The sequence below is a fragment of the Williamsia maris genome, from assembly GCF_024171815.1.
GTDB lineage: Bacteria > Actinomycetota > Actinomycetes > Mycobacteriales > Mycobacteriaceae > Williamsia_A > Williamsia_A maris.
This window is the reverse complement of sequence record NZ_JAMTCJ010000002.1, coordinates 1,308,485-1,326,217: the sequence shown is the minus strand read 5'-3', so window position 1 is coordinate 1,326,217 and position 17,733 is coordinate 1,308,485. Positions and strand designations below refer to the sequence as shown.

Sequence of the window (17,733 nt, the reverse complement as noted above, 5' to 3'; positions counted from 1 at the left end):
ATTCCCGATTGTCCGAGATGTCGGGATGTAGAAGTCGTCACAGGCAAACAGATTGATTGCGCGTCGCCACTACGTGCATGATGCAAGTAATGAGTACTTTACGCCTGGAACCGAAGCGCAAGCCGTCGCCGACGCTGCTGATCGCGGTGCTGTGCTTCGGCGGCCTGCTGGCTTCCTACATGCAGACCCTCGTCGTCCCCATCGTCGGCAAGCTGCCGGAGTACCTGAACACGAGCGCCGACAACGCCTCGTGGGTCATCACCTCGACCCTGCTCGCCGCTGCCGTCGTGATGCCGATCGCCGGTCGGGTCGCCGACATGTTCGGCAAGCGCTCGGTGATCCTCGCCAGCATCGGGTTGATGGTCATCGGATCGGCGATCAGCGCACTGTTCGACTCGCTCATCCCGGTGATCATCGGACGCGGCCTGCAGGGCATGGCGATGGGCGTCATCCCGGTCGGCATCAGCCTGCTCCGTGACGAACTGCCGCCGTCGAAGATCGCGGGCGCGATCGCGACGATGAGCGCCACGCTGGGCGTCGGCGGGGCGATCGGTCTACCGGTCGCCGCGTGGATCTCGCAGAACTTCAACTGGCACGTCCTGTTCCTGACCTCGGCGGCACTCGGCGCGGTCGCCTTCCTGCTCGTGCTGACGCTGGTGCAGGAGTCCCCGGCACGGTCGGGGGGAACGTTCGACGCCGTCGGCGCCGTCGGGTTGACGATCGCACTGGTCTGTCTCCTGCTCGCACTGAGCAAGGGCCGCTCGTGGGGCTGGACCAGTGGACTGACGCTGGGCATGGTCGCCGCCGGCCTGGTGGTCTTCGCAGCGTGGGTCGTCTACGAGCTGCGGACCACATCGCCCATGGTCAACATCCGGGTGTCGATCGGCCGACGCGTCCTCTTCACCAACATCGTCTCCATCGTCATCGGTTTCGCCCTGATGGGCATCAGCCTCGCGTCGCCGCAGCTGCTCCAGCTCCCGAACATCCCCGGCGTCCTCGACTACGGCATGGGCCGCAGCATCATCGAGGCCGGACTCTGGATGGCGCCCGGCGGACTGATGATGATGTTCCTGTCGCCGGTCTCGGCCCGACTCAACGTCAACATCGGCCCCAAGTTCACGCTCATGATCGGCACCATCGTCATCGGCCTGGGGTACCTGCTGGCCGTGTTCGAGGCCGCGCAACCGTGGCAGATCGCCCTGGCCGTCATGGTCACCAGCTCCGGCGTGGGCATCGCGTACTCGGCGATGCCGTCGCTGATCATGTCCGCGGTACCGCTGAGCGAGACCGCGTCGGCCAACGGCCTGAACTCGCTGATGCGCTCGATCGGTACCGCCATCGCCTCGGCCCTGCTCGCGACGATCCTGGCGAGCTCGACCGTCGACATCGGCAGCACCAGCGTCCCCGACCGCTCCGCATTCCAGCTCGTCTTCATCGTCGGCGCGATCGCGTCCGCGGTGGCCGTCGCGCTGATCCTGCTGATCCCCAGCGACAACAAGAACGCGATCCCCGGCGCCCAGCCGGTCGACCTGCCCGAGAACAAGGACGACCCGGCCGAGTCTGTAGCGGACGAGATCGAGGACGGCGAGCTCAGCGTCAACGGCGCGATCACCTACGGAAAGCACGCCGCCCCCGTCCGCTGACCCGAGACGTCGGAGTCGTTTCGAATTGCCACCGATCGCTTGATCGGTCACGATGACGCTCGTGAACAGACCGGCGATCATGGTCGCGACGTTGTGTTTCGCCGGCGCGGTCTCGTCGTACACGCAGAGCGTCATCCTGTTGCCGATCGTCGCCCGGTTGCCCGAGTACCTCGACACCAGCCGCGACAACGCCTCCTGGGTGATCACGGCGACGCTGCTGGTGGCGGTGATCGCGTTGCCGACCGGTGGACGTCTGGCCGACCTGTTCGGTAAACGACGCGTCATCCTCACCGCACTCACGACGCTGCTCGTCGGGTCGGTCGTCTGTGCACTGTCGGACTCGCTCGCCCCGCTGCTCGTCGGGCGTGCACTGCAGGGCGTCACCCTGGTCGTCATCCCGGTGGGCGTGAGCCTGCTGCGCGACATCCTCCCCGCCGCTCGGGTACCGGGCGCGATCGCCACGATGGGCGCATCCCTGGGACTCGGTGGCGCCGTCGGACTGCCGATCGCCGCGTGGATCCCGCAGCACTTCGACTGGCACGTACTGTTCTGGGTCTCGACCGGCCTGGCCGCGCTCGCCCTCACCCTGGTGTCGACCCGCATCCCGGAGTCGCCGCAGCGGACGACCGGCACCGTCGACGTCATCGGGACCATCGGTCTCGCCGTGGCGTTGACCTGCCTGCTGCTGGCGATCAGCAAGGGCCGGGTCTGGGGCTGGACCGGAGGCGTCACCATCGGCCTCGTCATCGTCTGTGTCATCACCCTGATCGCCTGGGCCACATACGAACTGCGGTGCACCTCACCGCTGGTGAACCTGCGCCTGGCGGCCCGCCCGGTCATCCTGGCGACGAACCTGGTGTCGGTTCTCATCGGCTTTACGCTGTTGGGAATGCTGCTGGTGTCGCCGTACCTCATGCAGGTCCCGCGTGTGCCCGGTGTCATCGACCACGGGATGGGCCAGTCGGTGCTGGCGGCCGGGTTGTGGGTCGCCCCCGCGGGTTTCGCGATGCTGGCCATGTCGCCGGTGTCGGCGCGGATGACCACGTCCCTGGGCCCCAAGGCCACGTTGCTGATCGGTACCGCGGTGATGGGATCGGGCTATCTGTTCGTGGTGATCTGGATGGACGAGCCGTGGCAGATCATGACCGGCGTGACCATCACGTTCGCGGGGCTGGGCATCGCCTACGCCGCGATGCTGGGCCTGATCATGGCGTCGGTGCCGGTGGGTGAGACGGCCGCGGCGAACGGCCTCAACTCGTTGATGCGGTCCATCGGTACGTCGACGGCGTCCGCGGTCACCGTTACGGTGCTCGCGGCCTCGACGGTGACGGTCGGCGGGCGGGAGTTCCCCAGCCGGGAGGCGTTCGAGCGGGTCTATCTGATCGGGGTCATCGCGGCCGTCGCCGGCGTCGTGCTGATCACCCTGATCCCGGGCCGACGCGCGGCCCCGACCGTGGCTGGTCGGGCGCCGGCGCCGGTCACACGGTAGGTCAGACCTTGGTGCGCAGGTCCTTGCGGAGGATCTTGCCCGCAGCGGACTTCGGGATCTCCTCGATGAACTCGACCTGGCGAACCTTCTTGTACGGGGCCACCTTTCCGGCCACGAACTCCATGACCGCCTCGGCGGTGATGTCGGTGCCGGACTGCTTCACCACGAACGCCTTGGGGATCTCCTCGCCGGACTCGGAGTCGATGACGCCCACGACCGCGGCGTCGGCGATGTCGGGGTGGCTGAGCAGCAGGGCCTCGAGCTCGGCGGGCGGCACCTGGTAGCCCTTGTACTTGATCAGCTCCTTGAGCCGGTCGACGATGAAGACGCAGCCGGTCGGGTCGACCTGGGCGAGGTCACCGGTGTGCAGGAAGCCGTCGGAGTCGATGGTCTCGGCGGTGGCCGCATCGTTGTTCAGGTATCCGGCCATCACGTTGGGCCCGCGGAACCACAGCTCGCCGGTCTCACTCAATCCCTCTGTCGGAAGGCCGATCTCGTCACCGGTGGCCGGGTCGACGAGCTTGCTCTCCGAGTTCGGCAGCGTCCAGCCCGACGAGCTGAGCTTCGCGTTCTCGCCGCCGAGGATGGACTGTCCACCGTCGAACGGGATGACGTGGCTGACCGGGCTGAGCTCGCTCATCCCGTAGCCCTGCACCATGCGGCACCCGATGCGCTTCTCCACCGCGTGGCCGAGCTCGGCGTCGAGCGGGGCCGCGCCGGACATGATGGTGTGGATCGACGACAGGTCGTACTGGTCGACCAACGGGTGCTTGGCCAAGGCCACCGCGACCGGCGGGGCGATGAACCCGTAGCTGCACTTGTAGTTCTGGATGTTCTCCAGGAACTCGGTGAGGTCGAAGCGCGGCATGACGACCAGGTGCGCACGCGCGTGCAGCGCGGCGTTGAGCAGCACCGTCATGCCGTAGATGTGGAAGAACGGCAGGATCGCGAGGATCCCGTCGTCGGCCTGCATCCCCTGCAGCGGACGGATCTGACACACATTGGACACCAGGTTGCGATGGGTCAGCATCACTCCCTTGGGGTTTGCGGTGGTGCCCGAGCTGTAGGGCAGCACGGCGAGGTGCGTCGACGGGTCGAAGCTCACCTCGGGTGCGGCGTTGCCCTCGCCGAGCAGCTCGGCGGCGTTCGGGTGGCCGGTGGCCTCGAGGCCTTCGCCGTCGAGGACGATCAGATGATCGGCCGCGATGCCGAGCTTGTCGATCGCCTCCTTCGCGCCGGGCGCGAGGGCACCGACGGTCACCAGCATGGTGGCCTTGGCGTCGGTCAGCTGCTTGGCGATGTCGTTCGGGGTGAACAGCGCGTTGATCGTCGTCGCGGTGGCGCCCGATCGCAGGATGCCGTGGAACGCGATCGCGAACGCCGACGAGTTCGGCGACAGCAGACCGACCACGTCACCGACACCGATGCCACGCGCCGCGAGCGCTCCGGCGAACAGGTCGATGCGCGCGATCAGGTCTCGGTAGGTGGTGGTGGTTCCCGGTTTGGCGTCGATGAGCGCGGGCCGATCGAGGTCGGATTCCTCGATCCCACCGAAGAGGTAGTCGTACACACTCGAATCGGGGATCGAAACCTCGGGGTGTGGACTCGCGAAACTCATGGAACCTCCGTTGGTCGCCGCACTGTCGTTTCAGTGACGTGAGTCCCAGAATATCAATGTGACCGATTCGGCCGGACCCGAACTGCCGCGCCGACGTCACTCCTCGAGCGCGGCACCCTCCGGCGCGGACGACTCGGCCAACTCGGCGACCGTCTGCGCGGGCTTCTCCGGCTTGATCACCGGCAGCGTCTCCTCGTCGATCAGGTGCTCGAACGCCAACAGGTTCTTCAACGATTCGCCGCGGGAGACGCGCCAGGCCCACTCGCGTCGGATCGACGTGTAGAAGCCGATCTCGAGCAGGGTGTTGAAGTCGCCGTCCGCGGCCTCGAGCACCTGACCGAGAACGCGGTCGAGTTCGTCGGCGGTCACCGACTCCGCCGACATCCGTCCGATCAGATAGATGTCGCCGACGTTGTCGATCGTGTACGCGACGCCGTAGAGCCGACGGTTGCGCTTGAGCAGGTAGCGGTAGACGCCCTCGTGGTTCTCGTCCGGGCGGCGGCAGACGAACGCCTCGATCCGCAGTCCCGGCTTGCCCACGGTGAGCAGGACGTTCGTCTTCAGCTTCCGTTCGCCGGGCAGTTCGACGAGCAGGTGCTCGGTGTCGGCTCCGCCGGAGTTCTTGAGCGTATAGAGCACGCCGCGGTCGAGCAGCGCCTTCTGGATCGCGTCCGACTGCTCGACGATGCCGGGCGGGCGCCTCTCGGCGGTTCGGTTGCCTTCTCGGTTCATGCGCGTACTCCTGACCGGCGACGTCCCCATCGCCGTGTGGTTCTGGCTGTCTGCGCAGCCGTCGGCGCCGGTGTCGGCCGATCGGCGCGCGCACCGCCCGCGATGTCGAACGACACCAGCGCGCGGTGGTAACTCTCCAACAGTTGATCTGCGGTGTGGTCCCACGAGAACTTCTGCGCGTGCACGGCCGCGGCCGCGCCCATCCGCGCCAGACGCCCGGGGTCGGACAGGGCGTCGCGCAGCGCCGCGGTCCAGTCGTCGATCCGGTGCCCGGCCACCAACATGCCGGTCACACCGTCGGACACCGCGACACCCAGACCGCCGACGTCGGCGGCGAGGACGGGCACCCCGCTGGCCTGGGCCTCGATGGCCACCAGACCGAAGCTCTCCGAATAACTGGGCACGACAACGAGATCCGATGCCCGGTAGACCTGCGCCAGCCGTTCGGGCCGCTGCGGCGGCAGGAAGGTGACCGCGTCGGCGATGCCGAGTTCGCGGGCGAGATCGATCAAAGAGGTCGGACGCGCCAGGCCGGTGCCCGACGGTCCCCCGACGATCAGCACCCGCACCGGGTGAGAAGTCCCCCGCGCCGCCTCGATGACCGGGGCCGCGGCGCGGATCAACACGTCGGGGGCCTTGAGCGGTTGGATCCGGCCGACGAAGGTCAGGACCGACTCGTCGGAGGCCAGACCGAGATCGGCACGGGCGTCGGCCCGCGACCCCGGGTGGTAGGTGTCGAGGTCGGCGCCGGGGGTGGCCACGTCGACGCGACCCGGGTCGGCGTTGTGGATCGAGATCAGTTGCGCCGCCTCGGCGTCGGTGTTGGCGACCAGACGGTCGGCCTCGTCGACGACCTGCTGTTCACCGACCTGTCGGAGCGCCGGCTCGGCCTCGTCGCCGTCGGCCAGCGAGGCGTTCTTCACCGCGGCCAGGGTGTGCGCGGTGTGCACCAGCGGCACGCCCCAGCGGTCGCGGGCGAGCCAGCCGACCTGTCCGGAGAGCCAGTAGTGCGAGTGCACGAGGTCGTAGTGGCCCGGTGGGTACATCGCCTCGACGCGCAGGACCCCGGCGGCGAAAGCGCAGAGCTGCGTGGGCAGATCGCGTTTGTCGAGGCCCTCGAACGGTCCCGCGACCACGTTGCGCACCAGCACCCCGTCGGCCGCGGAGACCGACGGCTCATCGGTCGACGACGTCGCGCGGGTGAAGATCTCGACCTCGATGCCGCGCTCGGCCAACTTCAACGCCGTCTGCCACACGTAGACGTTCATCCCGCCGGCGTCCCCGGTGCCGGGTTGCGCCAACGGCGAGGTGTGCACCGAGATCAGTGCGACCCTCTTCATGCACGAACCCCCAGGGCGGCAACGAATTCGGTCATCTGGTCGGCGAAGGTGTCGGGGTTCTCGACGAACGGGGCGTGACCCGCACCCTCCCAGTAGTGCGCGCGGACGTCGGAGAGCAGCGACTCCGCATGCCGCGCCGCGGAGACGTCGACGACCTGGTCGGCGGTGCCGTGCACGATCAGCACCGGCATCGGCAGTTCACGCAGCAGCTGGTCGTAGGACGCCTCCCGGGCGAACAGACCTGCCCGCGCCTCGGGGGCGGTGGCGAGCGACGTGCCGAAGAACTGTTGTCCGAGCGCACCGAGATCCGGCCGGTCGGCGGGCACCAGGGCGGACCCGAACGATCCGAGCGCCCGGATCGCGGTCCGCGGATCGGCGGAGTACGCGTCGGGCAGTGCCGCCCGCATCGCCGAGCCGACCCGTCCGCCCGCCTGTCCGCGCCCCAGCGAGGTGATGGCGCCGACGAGCACGATCCCGCGGATCGAACCCACGCCCTCACCCCGGGTGATGAGGTCGGCGATGTGGTCACACGCCACCAACCCGCCGTAGGACCAACCGGCGAGGACGACACCGTTCGATCCGACCGCGGGGTCGTCGAACGCCGATGTCGATGCCGAGGACTCGGCCGCGATCACCGCGGCGATGTCGCCGGCGAAGTCCACCGCGGAGTAGTTCGCGCCGGCGGCGGCGTTGGGCCCCGAGTTCTGCGTGGGCACCCCGGAGGCGCCGTGGCCGCGGAGGTCGACGGCGACGACCCGGTGGTCGCGGGCCAGCGACTCGAGCAGCGGCGTTCCCCAGCTCGCGCCGGACTGCGCCCACCCGTGGATCAGGAGGAGGGTGGGTCGTCCCGCGTCGGCTGCGGGGTGCGGAGCACTGACCCGGTATGCGATCTCGACATCGCCCGGGCCTGCCGTCGAACGCAATCGATAAGGCATGCACTCCACCATATCCGTGCGGTGAACACGTGCGTCGCCGCAGTTCGCGTGGGTGGCCGGAGATGTCCGGAATTAATCGGACCGCGGTCCGGTTAGAGTAGACATCAGATCGACCGAGACCGACTCTCAGGAGGACGAAATGCCTGCAGTGACCGCCGATACGTTGACATTGGACCGGATCGCCGAGGCCGGCCCGGCCGAGACCGAGCGCCCCGTGCGGTCGGTGACCACCGGCCCCCGTGGGTACGAGGGCGAGGGCTTCCCCGTGGTCCGTGCATTCGCGGGGGTCAGCAAGACCGACCTCGACCCCTTCATCCACATGGACCAGATGGGCGAGGTCGACTACGAACCCGGAGAGCCCAAGGGCACCAGCTGGCACCCGCACCGCGGGTTCGAGACCGTCACCTACATCATCGACGGCCGTTTCCAGCATCAGGATTCGCACGGCGGCGGCGGCCTGATCGCCGACGGCGCGACCCAGTGGATGACCGCGGGCTCCGGGATCCTGCACATCGAGACCCCGCCCGCCGAGCTCGTCGCCAGCGGCGGCGTCTTCCACGGCATCCAGCTGTGGGTGAACCTGCCGAAGTCGGAGAAGTTCTCGACGCCGGCGTACCAGTCCATCGAGGGCGGCGAGGCGCGTCTGCTGTCGTCGTCCGACGGTGGATCGCTCGTGCGGATCATCGCCGGCGAGATCGGTGGTTTCGCCGGGCCGGGTTCGACCCGCACCCCGATCACCATGGCGCACGCCACGATCGAGCCGGGCGCGCAGCTGAACCTGCCGTGGAACCGGAAGTTCAACGCACTTGTCTACGTGCTCTCCGGTGAGGGAACCGTCGGTCCGCTGCACAACCCGGTGTCGGGTGGACAGCTCGTCGTGCTCGGCCCCGGCGACCGGATCACCGTGTCGGCCAACGCCACGCAGGACTCCAACCGTCCGGCGATGGAGGTGCTGCTGCTCGGCGGTCAGCCCATCCGTGAGCCGGTGTTCGCCTACGGACCGTTCGTCATGAACACCAAGGCCGAGGTCATCGAGGCGATCGAGGACTTCAACGCGGGCAAGTTCGGTGTGATCCCGCCCGACGCGTTGATGCCACACACCGGATAGATCATTGACACTTTCGCTGATGTGTCTCATCATCGGGACATGTCAGCGACTGTGTCGACCACCCCGGGCTTCACGTTGCGGTCCGGACCGTCCTGGCGCGACCCGTTCGGCATGTACGCCGACCTGCGCGACCGGGACCCGGTCCACCACTGCGTCACCCCCGGGGCCGAGTTCTGGGTCCTGACCCGGCACCGCGACGTCACCGCGGCCGCGGCCGACACCACGACCTTCTCGTCGGCGGGCGGGCTGACGGTCAACCAGGGCGAACTCGAGGCGATCGGCCTGGCCGACAACCCGCCGATGGTGATGCTCGACCCGCCCGACCACACCGCCTTCCGGCGGCTGGTGGCCCGCGGGTTCACCCCGCGTCAGGTCGAGTCGCTCGAACCGGCGGTGCGCGAGTTCGTCGTCGAGCGCATCGAACGCCTTCGCGACCTCGGCACCGGCGACATCGTCGCCGAGCTGTTCAAGCCCCTGCCGTCGATGGTGGTCGCGCACTACCTCGGTGTCCCGGAGTCCGACCGGTCGAGCTTCGATCGCTGGACCGACGCCGTGGTGGCCGCGGCCGCCTCCGACGGCGGGTTCGCCGACGCGAGCGCATCGGCAGGCGCGGCGATCATGGAGATGATGGCCTACTTCGACGGGCTGATCGCCCATCGTCGAGTCCATCCCGGCGACGACACCGTCTCGCAACTGGTGTCGGCGGGCGTGGGCGCCGACGGCGACACCGCAGGCGTGCTGTCGGTCCTGGCGTTCACGTTCACGATGGTCACCGGCGGCAACGACACCACCACCGGGATGCTCGGTGGTGCAGTGCAGTTGCTGCACGCCGACCATGCCCAACGTCGGATCCTCGTCGACGACCCCGCCGCGATCCGCCCCGCCGTCGAGGAACTCCTCCGACTCACCTCACCCGTCCAGGGCCTCGCACGCACCACCACACGTGAGGTGGAGTACCCGACCGCGACCATCCCGGCCGGGGCGAAGGTACTGCTCTGTTACGGCGCGGCCAACCGGGACCACGACGCCTACGGCGACGATGCCGACGAACTCGACGTGACCAGGGACCCGCGCGGGATCCTCTCCTTCAGCCACGGCGCGCACCACTGCCTCGGCGCGGCCGCCGCCCGCATGCAGGCCCGCGTCGCACTCACCGAACTCCTACGCCGGTGCCCGGACTTCGCGATCGACCCCGACACCGTCGAGTGGGCCGGCGGCAACTACGTCCGACGTCCGACCACCGTCACGTTCTGCGCACAGCCGTGAGTCCCGACACCGACTGGTTGCGCGACGAACGCTCGTCGGCGGCCCGGGACAAGCTGCTGACCATCGCCGAGGAGTTGTTCTTCCGACAGGGGGTCGCAGGCGTCACGATGCGCCAGATCGCCGACGCCGCCGGCTGCTCCCGGGCGACGCTCTACCGGTACTTCCCCGGCCGCGCGGACCTGCACCTCGCCTACATCGACCGGTCCACCCGGGTGATCGCACGGACCATCGAGGACACAACAGGCGAGATCGACGATCCCGCCGACCGCCTCACCGCGGCCGTGGTCGTAGCGGTGGCCGGAGTGCGCACGAACCCGGCGCTGATGGCGTGGTTCGCACCCGACTCGGCCGCCACGACCGGGGCCCTGGCGATGTCGTCGGAGATGATCGCCGCGGTGACCAGTCGATTCGTCGAGCTTCTGGGCGGATCGGGCGACGCCCGCGACGTCGAATGGGTCGTGCGGATCGTCGTCTCCTTCCTGATCGTGCCCGTGCCGGAGTCCGACATGGAGCACCTGGTGCGGCGGTATCTGGTGCCCGTGATCATCTCGGCCGAACCGGTCCGACGTGGTCCGGGTCACCGTCGTCCACTGTGAATTCCCACATGGGAGCAACGGCGCGTCAGTGGTGCGGGCCAGACTTCAGGTCTTTTTCAACTCTTGGCAATCAATTTAAGGTCCCTTTAACATTCGCTGGCTACGTTGGCCCGCATGCACATGCCAGCTGCACTGACGTCGTTCAACGCCCGAGACGTGGTCCGCTACGACGTCCCCGCCTCCCTCGTGGTCTTCCTGGTCGCTCTGCCACTCTCGCTCGGTATCGCCATCGCCTCCGGCGCGCCGGTGATGGCCGGACTGATCGCCGCGGTCGTCGGTGGCATCGTCGCCGGCTCCCTCGGCGGGGCACCACTGCAGGTCAGCGGTCCGGCCGCCGGGCTGACGGTGGTGGTCGCCGAACTCATCGCGAACTTCGGGTTCAAGGTCACCTGCTTCATCACCGTCGGCGCAGGAATGCTGCAGATCGTGTTCGGTCTGAGCCGGATCGCGCAGGCCGCGCTGGCCATCGCACCGGTGGTGGTGCACGCGATGCTGGCAGGCATCGGTATCACCATCGCGCTCCAGCAGATCCACGTCCTGCTCGGCGGACAGTCGCAGAGCTCGGCGATGGAGAACCTCACCGCTCTGCCCGGCTCGATCATCGACCTGCACTGGGCCGACCTGCTCATCGGCGGTCTCGTCGTCGCCGTGATGCTCACCTGGCCGACGCTGCCCGCGAAGGTGCGCAAGGTGCCCGGGCCGCTGGTCGCCATCGTCGGCGCCACGCTGATCACCATGTTCGCCGGTCTGAACATCGACAAGATCTCGATCGACGGCAACTTCTTCGATGCGCTCGCTCTGCCCGAACTGCCCAGCGGCAACTGGGGTGCCGTTGTTCTCGGCGTCCTCACCGTGGCGCTGATCGCCAGCGTCGAGTCACTGTTGTCCGCGGTCGCCGTCGACAAGATGCACACCGGTCCGCGCAGCGACTTCAACCGCGAGATGCTCGGACAGGGCAGCGCGAACATGATCTCCGGCATGGCCGGCGGACTGCCGGTCACCGGTGTCATCGTGCGCAGCTCCACCAACGTCGCGTCCGGCGCCCGCACCCGTGCGTCGGCCATCCTGCACGGCGTCTGGATCCTGATCTTCTCGGTGCTGCTCACCGCACTCGTCGAGCAGATCCCGATGGCGGCCCTGGCCGGTCTGCTCGTCGTGATCGGCATCCAGCTGGTCAAGACCGCACACATGAAGCTCGCACTAAAGACCGGCGATCTCTGGGTCTACGTGATCACCGTGCTCGCCGTGGTGTTCCTCAACCTCCTCGAGGGCGTCGGCATCGGCCTGGCCATCGCGGTCCTGATCGTCGTGTGGCGCGTGGTCCGTGCGCAGATCACCTCCGCGCCGATCGGCACCGAGGCGTCGCGGCAGTGGCAGATCACGATCCACGGCTCGCTGAGCTTCCTGGCACTGCCGCGTCTGTCCAAGGCCCTCGGCCGCGTCCCGGCGCAGGCCCGGGTGACGATCAACCTCGACACCGACTTCCTCGACAACGCCGCCTCGGAGATGATCGAGGACTGGAAGTGGGCGCACGAGGCCAACGGCGGAACCGTCGCGATCGAGGAGATCGGGCAGGCCCACCTGGCCGATGCCCCCAAGGCCCCGCCGAAGCGTCACCCGGTGGCCACGAAGGCCCTGGGCCTCGCGCCGTGGAAGACCTGGCAGCACCGTCCCGACGCGAACGCCGACCCCGATGCCTCGCCGATCCTCCGTTCGATCAAGAGCGGCGTGCAGGAGTACCACCGGTCCAACGCCGACGCACTGCTCGAGCACATGACCGACCTGTCCGACAGCCAGGATCCGGACTCGCTGTTCCTGACCTGCGCCGACTCGCGCGTGGTGCCCAACGTGATCACCTCCAGCGGACCCGGCGATCTGTTCACCATCCGCAACATCGGCAACCTGGTGCCCACCGAGACCAACCAGGACACCTCGGTCGAGGCGGCGCTGGAGTTCGCGATCAACAACCTCGGCGTGAGTTCGATTGTCGTGTGCGGGCATTCGTCCTGCGGCGCGATGAAGGGACTGCTGGCGGGCAGCGACGACGACAGCGCTCTGAGCAGCTGGCTCAGCAACGCCGCCCCGTCGCTCGCGGCCTTCCGCAGCGGGCACCCGGCCGGTCGCAGTGCCGCCGAGGCCGGCTTCTGCGAGGCCGACCAGCTCGCGATCGTCAACGTGGCGATCCAGGTGCAGACCCTGCAGCGCCATCCCCTGGTGGGCCGGGCGATCGCCGACGGCAAGCTCCGCGTAGCCGGACTGTTCTTCGACATCACCACCGCCCGGGTGATCGACGTCAGCAGCACCGGGGTCGCCGTCCCGACCTGATCGCGTCCGAATTGGAGGTGTTACCGACAACGGTTACCATTTGCGATTATGTCGCCGTCACGTCGCTCCCGCACACTGATCGCTCTCGCCGTCGTCACGCTCGGCGCCGCACCGCTGGCCGCCTGCGGTTCGTCGTCGACGTCGTCGGACTCAGGCCGCATCTCGGTCGTCGCCTCGACCGACGTCTGGGGGTCGGTGGCCACCGCCGTGGCCGGCGACAAGGCCGACGTCACCTCGCTCTACACCTCACCCGACGGTGACCCGCACGAGTTCGAGGCCACCGCCCGCGACACCGCGAAGATCGCCGACGCCGGGGTCGTGGTGCTCAACGGCGCCGACTACGACCACTACATGGACGAGGCCGAGAAGGGGCCCGACGCCGCGGTGGTCAACGCCGACGACGTCTACAAGGGGCTCAACCCGGACGCCTCCACGAAGGCCGGTGCGGTCAACGAGCACTTCTTCTACAACCTGACCGTCGTCGCGGGCGTGGCCGACAAGATCGCCGGCGCGCTGGCCGACAAGGCGCCCGACGACGCGTCGACCTTCCGGGCCAACGCGAGCGCCTTCACCGCGAAGATCGACGGACTCAAGACCCGACTCGCGCAGATCAAGGCCGCCCACAACGGCGAGAAGGTCGCGCAGACCGAGCCGCTGGCGGCCTACCTGCTGGCCGACGCCGGCCTGATCGACGCGACGCCCGAGGGCTTCACCGAGGCCGTGGAGTCCGGTCAGGACCCGGCCGCCGCGGACATCGCGACCACGCAGGACCTGATCCGCGACAAAACCGTCCGGGCGCTGCTCTACAACACCCAGGCCGTCGACGACATCACCAAGAACCTGCTCACCACCGCGGAGGGCAACGGACTGCCGGTGGTCAGGCTGACCGAGACCCTGCCCGCCGGAGTCACCGACTACATCGCGTGGCAGACGGCTACTGTGGACGCGATCGCCACCGCCGTCAGCTAGGACGCCCCTCATGCACGAGCCTTCCACCGCGGTGGCCCCCGCGATCGAGATCAGCGGCGGCCGACTGTCTTTCGGACCACGCGTGCTGTGGAGCGACTTCGACCTGTCCGTCGCACCGGGCGAGTTCGTGGCCATCCTGGGCCCCAACGGATCAGGCAAGACCTCGCTGTTGCGGACGCTGCTGGGCCAGTACCAGCTCGACGCGGGCGAGATCAGCATCGGTGGACGTGCGGGCACGAACAGGGCGTCGATCGGCTACATCCCGCAGCAGCACCCGCACGACGAGGGTGTCCCGCTGCGCGGACGCGATCTCGTCGGACTCGGTGTCGACGGTCGCAGCTGGGGCATCGGGTTCCGAAACCGCAAGCAGCGCAAGGAGAAGGTCGACCTGGCCATCGACCAGGTGGACGCGCGCGGATTCGCCGACGCGCCCCTCGGTCTGCTGTCCGGCGGCGAGCAGCAACGTCTCCGGGTCGCGCAGGCGCTGGCCAGTGATCCCGTCGTCTTGCTCTGCGACGAACCGCTGCTGAGTCTCGACCCCGCCAATCAGGCACGCGTGGCGGCGCTCATCGACCGCCGTCGGCGTTCGGCGGGCACGGCCGTGGTCTTCGTGACCCATGAGATCAACCCGGTCCTGCCCTACGTCGACCGCGTCGTCTATCTCGTCGACGGCCGGTTCCGGATCGGCACGACCGACGAGGTGATGAACTCACAGACGCTCAGCGAGCTCTACCGGACCAAGGTCGACGTGCTGCGGGTGCGCGATCGCCTCGTGGTCGTCGGCGCCGATGAGGCCGCCTGCCACGGCGATCACGGAACTCCCGCCATCGATGTCGAGGCGGCGGGATGAACGACCGCTCGTGGTCGGACTTCTTCGACTTCGCCACCACCGGCGACCTGTTGCAGCGCGACTTCGTCCAGCAGGCCCTGATCGCGCTGATCCTGCTCGGGCTCCTCGGCGGACTGCTCGGGCCGCTGGTGGTCTCGCGTCAGATGGCGTTCGCCGTGCACGGCACGGCCGAGCTCTCCTTCACCGGTGCCGCGGCCGCGCTGCTCGTCGGTGTCGGGGTCAACGTCGGCGGCGTGGTCGGATCGATCATCGCCGCGGTCATCTTCGGGTTGCTCGGAAACCGGGCACGCGATCGTGATTCGGTGATCGGCGTCGTCATGGCGTTCGGACTCGGGCTCGGCGTGCTGTTCATCGCGCTCTACGGACGTCCGGGCACCGGCTTCAATCTCCTTGCCGGACAGGTCGTCAGCGTCGGCACCCGCGGCCTGACCGCGGTCATCGTGACCACGGTGATCGTGATCGTCGTCCTCGCCGTGATCTACCGCCCGTTGATGTTCGCCAGCACCGACCCGCGCGTGGCCGAGGCACTCGGGCTGCCCACCCGCACCCTCTCGGTCGTGTTCGCCGTCCTGCTCGGCGCCAGCGTCGCGCAGTGCGTCCAGATCATCGGCGCCCTGTTGGTGATGTCGCTGATCATCACCCCCGCGGCCGCGGCCGCGCGGATCACCTCGAACCCGGCGAAGGTCGTACTGGCCTCCATCGTGTTCGCCGAGGTGGCCGGCGTCGGCGGCGTGGTCCTCTCGCTCGCGCCGGGACTACCGGTGTCGGTGTTCGTGACCACCATCTCGTTCCTGATCTACGTGGTGTGCCGCATCGTCGGCGGGCGTCGTCAACGAACCGCCGGTCGCGTCGCGGCCACCGAGGAGCTCACGGTCGTCTGACGTCTCGGGGCCGATGGCCGGGTAGGCGTGCACCAGCGCGCTGGTCACCCGTGGGACCCCGGCGATGAGGTCGGTCTCCGCCCGGTGGGCCAGGCGGTGCGCGTCCATGAGCGAGCTCGATGTCGACACGTCGAGTTCGGCCTCGGCGTGTAGTGAGTGTCCGATCCACCGCATCCGCACGCCGGCGACCGATTCGACACCCGGGACCTGCGCCAGGATCTGCTCGGCCGATCCGACGATCGCCGGGTCGACGCCGTCCATGAGGCGGCGGAACACATCTCGCGCCGCCGAGCACAGCACCGTCACGATCGCCGCGGTGATGATCAGACCCACGATCGGGTCGGCGAGGGGAAACCCCAGCGCCGCGCCGGTCACACCGGCGATGACCGCCAGCGACGTGAACCCGTCGGTGCGGGCGTGCTTTCCGTCCGCGATCAGCGCGACCGAACCGATCTGCCGACCGACCCGTATCCGGTACTGCGCCACCATCTCGTTGCCGACGAAGCCGATCACACCCGCTGCGGCCACCCACCCGAGGTGCGACAGCGGAGTCGGGTCGACGAGTCGGCGGATGGCCTCGTAACCGGCGACGATCGCCGACAGCAGGATCATCGCGATGACGAACAGGCCCGCGAGGTCCTCGGCGCGGCCGAATCCGTAGGTGTAGCGACGCGTCGGGGCGCGCCGTCCGATGACGAACGCGATCCAGATCGGCACCGCGGTCAGGGCGTCGGAGAAGTTGTGGATCGTGTCCGCAAGGAGCGCAACCGATCCCGACACCCACGCCACCATGAGCTGCGCGACCGCGGTGACCAGGAGGACGCCCATGCTGATCACGACCGTCCGGATCCCGATCGCGCTCGATTCCATCGCCTCGTCGACCTTGTCCGCCGAGTCGTGACTGTGCGGCGTCAGGGCATGCGGCACCAGCGATCTCAGGCGAGACCGGGGGTGGTCGTGATCGTGCGGGTGGTCATGCGGATGCGGGTGATCGTGCCGGTGCTCCCCCGGGTGGGTGTGGCCGGTCATGTCCCCGACCGCTCGTCGCCGCCGGCCACCAGACGGATGGCGCCGTCGCCGTCGGACGGGTCGGGGGCGTGGGCGTCGGTCCGATGATGTCCGGGCACCCCGGGGCCGGAGTGTTCGGCGTTGAAGACCGCGTCGAGGACCATCTGCTGCACGTGGTCGTTCTCGAGGCGGTAATGCACCGAGGTGCCCTCCTTACGGGTGCGCACCAGTCGCGCCATCCGCAGCTTCGCGAGATGCTGACTCACCGACGGAGCCGGTTTGCCGACGATCTCGGCCAGCTCGTTGACCGAACACTCGCGGTCCACCAGGGCCCACAACAGCTGGACCCGCGTCGCGTCGGAGAGCATGCGGAACACCTCGACGACCAGGGCGACCTGATCCTCGGCGAGCGTCCGTCGACAAACCCGCTTATCTGCATTCATACGCAGATAGTAGCGCTACTCCTCGGCGCCGCCGGGATTGCACCGTGCGTCGACCATCTCCCGATCGGTGACGACGGGCCGCCAGGGCTCCAGGTTCCAGCTCGGCTTGTTCGGCTCGAGGATGCGCGCGAAGATCCAGTGACATCCGAATTGCATTCGCATTCCTGGTGAATCGGCGGTCGCGTCCTTGGCGACCACCTCTTTCCAGGCCGCGTCCTCGTCGTCCGCTCCCTGCGCGCGCCGACCCGACGCGGTCGGGACCACCTGCAGACTGCGTCCGAGCGGGGTCTGGACCCACGTCGTCCGCTCGATGAACGGCGGCAAGGCCACGGGCACCGACGACGTGACGACCTCCGGCGGCGCAGACGACGAGCTGGAGACGGCGGACGGGCCGGGCGCGGACTCGCCACAGCCGGCGAGCAACGCGGCCACGACGACCAGAAACGACGCGGACACCGTGTGGCGGCGATTCGCTATCAATTGAGCCTCGTTCTTCCCTCATGGGGTGGCCGGTCTGCAACCATTGGGCC

15 protein-coding genes and 1 pseudogene are annotated in these 17,733 nt (G+C 68.5%); 9 read left to right on the top strand and 7 right to left on the bottom strand.

The genetic code is table 11. From position 1 onward, the window contains the following. Positions 1–89: 89 nt before the first annotated feature. Complete coding sequence (locus LX13_RS13005; RefSeq protein ID WP_301300939.1) at positions 90–1,643, top strand: MFS transporter; 1,554 nt, start codon at positions 90–92, stop codon at positions 1,641–1,643. Between the two features lie 61 nt (positions 1,644–1,704). Continuing rightward, positions 1,705–3,132, top strand: a complete 1,428-nt coding sequence (locus LX13_RS13000) for an MFS transporter (protein ID WP_253661708.1) — start codon at positions 1,705–1,707, stop codon at positions 3,130–3,132. A 1-nt stretch (position 3,133) separates the two neighbouring features. Here LX13_RS13000 and LX13_RS12995 read toward each other — a convergent pair whose 3' ends face one another. The 4 genes from LX13_RS12995 to LX13_RS12980 all read right to left on the bottom strand — a co-directional run bounded on the left by LX13_RS12995 (position 3,134) and on the right by LX13_RS12980 (position 7,757). Next, positions 3,134–4,750 (bottom strand): 4-coumarate--CoA ligase family protein, encoded by a 1,617-nt coding sequence (locus LX13_RS12995; protein ID WP_253661707.1) that lies wholly within the window; start codon positions 4,748–4,750, stop codon positions 3,134–3,136. Positions 4,751–4,846: 96 nt separating this feature from the next. Further along, positions 4,847–5,482, bottom strand: a complete 636-nt coding sequence (locus LX13_RS12990) for a type III secretion system chaperone family protein (protein ID WP_253661706.1) — start codon at positions 5,480–5,482, stop codon at positions 4,847–4,849. After that, positions 5,479–6,822 carry a D-inositol-3-phosphate glycosyltransferase gene (gene mshA / locus LX13_RS12985; RefSeq protein ID WP_253661705.1) on the bottom strand — a complete coding sequence of 448 codons (1,344 nt, stop codon included), beginning with the start codon at positions 6,820–6,822 and terminating at the stop codon, positions 5,479–5,481. Before mshA ends, LX13_RS12990 begins: the two co-directional genes overlap by 4 nt. Next, on the bottom strand, positions 6,819–7,757 hold the full coding sequence (locus LX13_RS12980) for an alpha/beta fold hydrolase (protein ID WP_253661704.1): 939 nt from the start codon (positions 7,755–7,757) through the stop codon (positions 6,819–6,821). The genes mshA and LX13_RS12980 overlap by 4 nt, the downstream gene beginning before the upstream one ends. A 139-nt stretch (positions 7,758–7,896) precedes the next feature. Between LX13_RS12980 and LX13_RS12975 the strand changes: the two genes are divergently transcribed. The 7 genes from LX13_RS12975 (at position 7,897) to LX13_RS12945 (ending at position 15,752) form a co-directional block, all read left to right on the top strand. Further along, positions 7,897–8,865: a pirin family protein gene (locus LX13_RS12975; RefSeq protein WP_253661703.1), complete on the top strand. Its 969-nt coding sequence runs from the start codon at positions 7,897–7,899 to the stop codon at positions 8,863–8,865. Between the two features lie 39 nt (positions 8,866–8,904). Beyond that, positions 8,905–10,131 carry a cytochrome P450 gene (locus LX13_RS12970; protein ID WP_253661702.1) on the top strand — a complete coding sequence of 409 codons (1,227 nt, stop codon included), beginning with the start codon at positions 8,905–8,907 and terminating at the stop codon, positions 10,129–10,131. Beyond that, positions 10,128–10,727 (top strand): TetR/AcrR family transcriptional regulator, encoded by a 600-nt coding sequence (locus tag LX13_RS12965; protein ID WP_253661701.1) that lies wholly within the window; start codon positions 10,128–10,130, stop codon positions 10,725–10,727. The genes LX13_RS12970 and LX13_RS12965 overlap by 4 nt, the downstream gene beginning before the upstream one ends. Positions 10,728–10,841: 114 nt before the next feature. After that, the gene (locus LX13_RS12960) at positions 10,842–13,052 is read left to right on the top strand and encodes a SulP family inorganic anion transporter (RefSeq protein WP_253661700.1); all 2,211 of its coding nucleotides are present in this window, start codon (positions 10,842–10,844) and stop codon (positions 13,050–13,052) included. A gap of 48 nt (positions 13,053–13,100) precedes the next feature. Then, positions 13,101–14,021, top strand: a complete 921-nt coding sequence (locus LX13_RS12955; protein ID WP_253661699.1) for a metal ABC transporter solute-binding protein, Zn/Mn family — start codon at positions 13,101–13,103, stop codon at positions 14,019–14,021. Positions 14,022–14,031: 10 nt separating this feature from the next. Next, the gene (locus LX13_RS12950) at positions 14,032–14,871 is read left to right on the top strand and encodes a metal ABC transporter ATP-binding protein (protein ID WP_253661698.1); all 840 of its coding nucleotides are present in this window, start codon (positions 14,032–14,034) and stop codon (positions 14,869–14,871) included. Then, positions 14,868–15,752 (top strand): metal ABC transporter permease, encoded by an 885-nt coding sequence (locus LX13_RS12945; protein ID WP_308214742.1) that lies wholly within the window; start codon positions 14,868–14,870, stop codon positions 15,750–15,752. The genes LX13_RS12950 and LX13_RS12945 overlap by 4 nt, the downstream gene beginning before the upstream one ends. A gap of 9 nt (positions 15,753–15,761) precedes the next feature. On the opposite strand, the pseudogene LX13_RS12940 reads toward LX13_RS12945, so the two are convergent. The 3 genes and pseudogenes from LX13_RS12940 to LX13_RS12930 form a co-directional block, all read right to left on the bottom strand. Next, a pseudogene (locus LX13_RS12940) lies at positions 15,762–16,781 on the bottom strand (cation diffusion facilitator family transporter); the annotation flags it as partial. Further along, positions 16,778–17,203, bottom strand: coding sequence for an ArsR/SmtB family transcription factor (locus LX13_RS12935; RefSeq protein ID WP_253661696.1), 426 nt, complete (start codon positions 17,201–17,203; stop codon positions 16,778–16,780). The gene LX13_RS12935 and the pseudogene LX13_RS12940, both read right to left, overlap by 4 nt. Positions 17,204–17,218: 15 nt before the next feature. Continuing rightward, the gene (locus LX13_RS12930) at positions 17,219–17,659 is read right to left on the bottom strand and encodes a DUF2599 domain-containing protein (RefSeq protein WP_253661695.1); all 441 of its coding nucleotides are present in this window, start codon (positions 17,657–17,659) and stop codon (positions 17,219–17,221) included. Positions 17,660–17,733: the final 74 nt, after the last annotated feature.

Coding starts and splice junctions, on each gene's coding strand:
- LX13_RS12945 (WP_308214742.1), top strand. CDS start 14,868: ATGAACGACCGCTCGTGGTCGGACTTCTTCGACTTCGCCACCACCGGC.
- LX13_RS12960 (WP_253661700.1), top strand. CDS start 10,842: ATGCACATGCCAGCTGCACTGACGTCGTTCAACGCCCGAGACGTGGTC.
- LX13_RS12975 (WP_253661703.1), top strand. CDS start 7,897: ATGCCTGCAGTGACCGCCGATACGTTGACATTGGACCGGATCGCCGAG.
- LX13_RS12995 (WP_253661707.1), bottom strand. CDS start 4,750: ATGAGTTTCGCGAGTCCACACCCCGAGGTTTCGATCCCCGATTCGAGT.
- LX13_RS12970 (WP_253661702.1), top strand. CDS start 8,905: ATGTCAGCGACTGTGTCGACCACCCCGGGCTTCACGTTGCGGTCCGGA.
- LX13_RS12935 (WP_253661696.1), bottom strand. CDS start 17,203: ATGAATGCAGATAAGCGGGTTTGTCGACGGACGCTCGCCGAGGATCAG.
- LX13_RS12990 (WP_253661706.1), bottom strand. CDS start 5,482: ATGAACCGAGAAGGCAACCGAACCGCCGAGAGGCGCCCGCCCGGCATC.
- LX13_RS12950 (WP_253661698.1), top strand. CDS start 14,032: ATGCACGAGCCTTCCACCGCGGTGGCCCCCGCGATCGAGATCAGCGGC.
- LX13_RS12955 (WP_253661699.1), top strand. CDS start 13,101: ATGTCGCCGTCACGTCGCTCCCGCACACTGATCGCTCTCGCCGTCGTC.
- mshA (WP_253661705.1), bottom strand. CDS start 6,822: ATGAAGAGGGTCGCACTGATCTCGGTGCACACCTCGCCGTTGGCGCAA.
- LX13_RS12980 (WP_253661704.1), bottom strand. CDS start 7,757: ATGCCTTATCGATTGCGTTCGACGGCAGGCCCGGGCGATGTCGAGATC.
- LX13_RS13005 (WP_301300939.1), top strand. CDS start 90: ATGAGTACTTTACGCCTGGAACCGAAGCGCAAGCCGTCGCCGACGCTG.